We start from the raw sequence: 5,292 nt of genomic DNA on the forward strand, positions 1-5,292 counted from the left end.
CCGCAAGGAATACTGGCACAAGGGCAACACGAGCGGCAACGTGATGACCGTCGTGGAATGGGCCGCCGACTGCGACTCTGACGCACTGCTCTTCAAGGTCCGCATGCAGGGGCCGCAGGTCGCTTGTCATACGGGAGCAAGAAGCTGCTTCTTCAAAACCTGTGAGAAATAAATAGAGTCTATGATTACGTCATGGCGGACCACGATCCGCCATCTGGAATACAATCGAGATAAGGAAACATGAAAAAAGCATTTGTTTTTCTGCTCGCAATTGCCGCGACTTGCTTCGCCCAGGACTTCCGCCAGATGGGCAGCAACTACTACGCCTACCCCACTCCTAGCGCCAAGTACACCAAGGTCCCCGCGGGCTACAAGCCGTTCTACCTGAGCCACTACGGCAGGCACGGTAGCCGCTTCCACCAGCCCGCCGACCACTACCACATGCTTTTCAATACGCTCGCCAAGGCCGACTCCCTGGGCAAGCTCACCGACACGGGCAAGATTCTGCTCGCCCACGCCAAGTTCCTGGAAGAATACGCCGCACCGCGCGCGGGCGACCTCACGCAACTGGGTGTCGCACAGCTCCAGGGAATCGCGATTCGCATGGTCAAGAACTTCCCGGAAATATTCAAGAACGACGCCTTCGTCGAAGCCTACGCGAGCACGTCGACCCGCTGCGTGGTGAGCATGGCCGCGTTTCTCGAAGAACTGCGCGCCCAAAGGCCCAAGATTGACATCCACCAGGAATCGGGCAAATACCTGATGGCATTCATCAGCCCGCTCGACTTCGGCAAGATCATCGGCGAATCGAATACGCCCGCATGGCAAAAGGAAAACGAGAAACTCTACAGCCACGTGGACCCCTCGCGCATGATGAATTCGATTTTCAACGACCCCGCTTACGTGAAGAAGAACATCGACGCGGGTGACCTTTACAGCAAGATTTACGAAATCGGCAACAGCCTGCAAGGGAGCCCCGAAATCGCGTTCAGCTTTGACGAACTCTGGACACCCGAAGAGCTCGCCGCACGCTGGCACGCGCAGAACGCCTGGTGGTACAGCGTGTTGGGCAACAACCCCTTCGCGAAAAAGCAAGGGCTTGAAAACGCGAGGCCGCTCCTGAAGAACTTCCTGGATGTTGCAGACAAGGTAATCGCCGCGGACACCGTAAAACCTTCAAAGAACGCCCCGAAAAAGACGGCCGCCACGCTCCGCTTCGGGCACGATACGGTGATTTTCCCGTTTGCCGTACTGCTGCAATTGGAGAACGGCTCGATGAATACCGGCATCGAGACCGCCGACATGGAGAACCTGCACAAGGTCTGGCGCGACTACGAAATCAGCCCGATGGCCGCAAACGTGCAGTTCGTATTCTACAAGTCAAGCAAGAAGGGCGCCCCGATTTTGGTGAAGGTGATGCTAAACGAAATCGAGCAGAAACTGCCCGTGACATGCGATGCCGCGACCGTCAAAAACTGCCCCGCCGCCCCGTATTACCGCTGGGAAGACGTCAAGGAATTTTACGGCAAGATTGCAGCGGAGAAATAACCCGAAACACCCAGGAGTTCTTATGAAAAAAATCTATATTCTCGCTTTTGCCTCTATTTTTTTTGCCGCCTGCAGTGACGACGATTCTGTTTCAACTTTTGAAAAACAGGAAGAAAAACAGGGAGAGGAATCATCCATCCCTCAAGAATCAGACCAATCGGGTTGGACTACTGTCGAAAAAACTGACCGTTTTTCTTTCTTTGATGAAGAACATCTCAGGTACTATTTCCTCGAAGAGGAATGCGATTACGATTCCGCCACAAATTCGTTCAAGTGGGTAACGGAAGACTACACGGGCACTTTTAACAGGTACGACGTGTCGCCAACTACATTCCAATCCGAATATGGCGGAGACACGCTTAAATATATGATAGACCGTTCCTTCGGATTCAAGATGTCTAATGACACTCTATACGAATGCGATTACATCGGGGACGAATGCGACGATCCCAACGCTGCTTATGTTTATGTAGGCAAATCGAATTCCATTTTTTCCACATGGGAACTTGTCGGCAGAATCAGAAACGGAACATTCGTGTCAAACCCGTCCAATCTTAAACAAACTCTTATACTTGAACCAACCCAGAGAACCATAAAATCAAGTTTCAAAGATATCTATAAGCTTTATGGTCCCGGCGAATACTGCTACCAAATTTACCAGATATTTGACGACGAACCGAAAGAAGAATTATGCCGCAACTACTTCAGCGAAAATCAGGAAATCTCTTCGGACACTGCATTTATAGCTAGTGGTTTATGGTTCTTGCAGAAAGATTCCAACACTGTAAATATTTCTGTAGACGGAAAGGTTATCGAAATCAGCACAAATCTTTCCATGGGGATGCAACCCACGCAATACACAAACTCCGTAATAAAAGTATCCTACCAAGGAACGACCTGCACCAATTGGAACAAGAACCTTGAAGTCACCCAAGAGTATTGCGAAGCTACCGAGCACGACATGGATTTCCTCAAAAATGATTACAGCAACATCCACCATGCTTTTGTCGATCAACTCCTAAGCTACAGCGACAACGATGACGAATTCGAAGAATGTATCAAGCAATTTAACCTGAAATAAAAAATTGAGTCTTGATTTAGCGCAAAATATCCGCCGTCATGGTTTCAAGCGCCTGCTGCTTGCAGTTTCGGGCGGTCTGGATTCCATTTGCCTCGCGCATTATTTCATCGCCAACCGCGAAGCGCTCGGTATCGAATGGCTTGGCATCGCGCATGTGCATCACGGACTCCGCGAAGGGACTGCCGACCGCGACGCGAAATTCGTCGAGGAATTCGCCCTCCAATACAACGTCCCCTTTTTTCTGAAACATCTCGACGGAGATGCTCTCAAGGAAACCGAAGGCTCGCTAGAAGAAAATGCGCGAGACGCGAGGTACAAGGCACTGGTTGAGATTGCTCTGGATCCTTCGGCTTCGCCTCAGGATGACGCACCCCGCATCTCATACCCAACATCATCAATTATCAATCATCCATCATCAATTATCGTAACCGCGCACCATGCCGGCGACCAGGCCGAAACGATGTACATGAGGCTCCGCCGCGGCACGACGCTTGCCGGACTCAGGGGGATTCAAGAAATTCGCATTTTAGGCAATAGCCAAGGCGTTGCGGGGGTGGCGCCTGAAGCCCCGCTAGAGGGGGTGATGGAAGACCGCGCAACGGGCTGCAATCAGGGGGATACCTCCCCCACCCCCCACATCATCAATCATCAATCATCAACTATCAATCATCCATCATCCATCATCCATCACTTTCCACACCTCATCTGCCGTCCGTTCATAAACATCACACGCAAGGACCTTCTCGCCTACGCCCAGGAACACGGCCTGGAATGGTGCGAAGACGAAAGCAATGCCGACGTCACGTTCGCACGCAACAGGATTAGGCACGAACTGCTCCCCCATCTGGAAAAAACGTGTCCGGGAGCATCGGAACAGCTTTGCCGCGTGGCATCCCTCGCCGACAGGGTTTATACGAAAGCGATGGAAAAGTGCGGGGCTCTTTTCGAAGAAGCGCTGGTAAAAGAGAATCCCGGACTCGCGTCATCCTCCGAAGGAGAATCCATCCGCTGTGTTCCGGGGATGACAAAGTACATTTCATTGAACAAGAAGGCGCTTCGCAATGTACTCCTGGCCCACGCCGACACGGACCTCTCCGAGATGTTCCGGCTCTGGCTCGACTTCCTGGGATTCCGCTTCCCGATCGGGTTCTTTTATGACCAAGACGAGCCAGCACATGTGAAAATTCCGCACCGGGCGGCATACCGCAGGCGTTCCATCGCCAAAATCGGTCAAACCATCCAAATTTGCGAGTTTTGCACCCCCGAGGAAGCACAGAAATTTGTATCTTGCGAAGGTACAGAAAAAGGAAACTAATGAGCCAACCGAAAAAGCCCGCACCCCCGTTCAAGAACAGGAATTTCATCATCGTCCTCATCATGCTCGTCATGTTGTTCGTGATGTTCCCCCTGACCGGGAAAAACGGTGAACAGGACATGACCCGCACGGAATTTCTCGCCATGATGGGCGATTCCACCAAGGTCATCACAGAACTTACACTGCAGAAGACCCCCGACGGCATCATCATCGAGGGGGCCTACAAGATGAGCGACCAGGAAATCGCCGAAGCGGAAAAGAACCGCAGCGCGATCGCCAGGTTTACGCGTAACGAGAGCGAATCCAAGAACACCCGCCACTTCACGAGCCACATGCTCGACATCAGTAACGAGCAAATTACCGCCTGGGAAGTCTTCAAGGGTGTCAAGGTCAAGGTCATCCACGAATCGACTACGTGGATTGACACTATCATGGCGTTCCTCCCGGTTATCATCCTAATCGTTTTCTTCTGGATTATGACGAGCCGCCAGATGGGCGGTGGCGGAAAAAGCCCGTTCAGTTTCGGCAAGAGCCAGGCCAAGATTCTCAACGACCCCAAGAAAAAGACAACGTTCAATGACGTGGCCGGCTGCGACGAAGCGAAACAGGATTTGCAAGAGCTCGTCGAATTCCTCAAGAATCCCAAGAAATATGACGAACTCGGCGGGCGCATTCCGAAGGGAGCATTGCTTGTCGGGCCTCCGGGTACCGGAAAGACCTTACTTGCACGTGCAGTCGCAGGCGAAGCGGGAGTCCCGTTCTTCAGCATGTCGGGTTCCGACTTTGTCGAGATGTTCGTGGGCGTTGGCGCAAGCCGCGTGCGCGACCTCTTCGAGACAGGCAAGAAAAATGCACCGTGCATCTTGTTCATCGACGAAATCGACGCCGTGGGCCGCCAGCGTGGCGCAGGCCTCGGTGGCGGGCACGATGAACGCGAACAGACCTTGAACCAGCTCCTCGTAGAAATGGACGGCTTCGCAGCAAACGAGGGCGTCATCCTGATTGCGGCAACAAACCGTCCCGATGTGCTCGACAAGGCTCTACTCCGCCCGGGCCGATTCGACCGCCAGATTGTTGTCGGCCTCCCCGACCTGAAGGGCCGCGAAGAGATTTTGAAGGTTCACCTGAAGAAGAGAAAGGTCCCGCTCGACAAGGACGTGAGCATTTCTGCCATCGCCAAGGGGACGCCCGGTCTCGCCGGCGCCGATCTCGAGAACCTCGTAAACGAGGCGGCCCTCCTTGCGGCCCGCTTCAACAACAAGAAAGTGACGATGCTCGACTTCGAAGAAGCCCGCGACAAGCTCAGCATGGGCGCCGAACGCCGCACGCTCCTGATGACCGACGAAGA

5 protein-coding genes are annotated in these 5,292 nt (G+C 53.1%); all 5 read left to right on the plus strand.

The genetic code is table 11. From position 1 onward, the window contains the following. The coding region (locus B3M32_RS09180) for a phosphoribosyl-AMP cyclohydrolase (RefSeq protein ID WP_290745758.1) at positions 1-172 on the plus strand (172 nt) is incomplete at its 5' end. A 68-nt stretch (positions 173-240) separates the two neighbouring features. Then, complete coding sequence (locus B3M32_RS09185; RefSeq protein WP_290745746.1) at positions 241-1,548, plus strand: histidine-type phosphatase; 1,308 nt, start codon at positions 241-243, stop codon at positions 1,546-1,548. Between the two features lie 22 nt (positions 1,549-1,570). Further along, positions 1,571-2,629: a hypothetical protein gene (locus tag B3M32_RS09190; protein ID WP_290745749.1), complete on the plus strand. Its 1,059-nt coding sequence runs from the start codon at positions 1,571-1,573 to the stop codon at positions 2,627-2,629. Positions 2,630-2,633: 4 nt separating this feature from the next. Beyond that, positions 2,634-3,944: a tRNA lysidine(34) synthetase TilS gene (tilS, locus tag B3M32_RS09195; protein WP_290745752.1), complete on the plus strand. Its 1,311-nt coding sequence runs from the start codon at positions 2,634-2,636 to the stop codon at positions 3,942-3,944. Further along, a partial coding sequence (locus B3M32_RS09200) for an ATP-dependent metallopeptidase FtsH/Yme1/Tma family protein (RefSeq protein WP_290745755.1) occupies positions 3,944-5,292 on the plus strand: 1,349 nt, incomplete at its 3' end. The genes tilS and B3M32_RS09200, both read left to right, overlap by 1 nt.

Source organism: Fibrobacter sp. UBA4309 (assembly GCF_002395745.1).
GTDB lineage: Bacteria > Fibrobacterota > Fibrobacteria > Fibrobacterales > Fibrobacteraceae > Fibrobacter.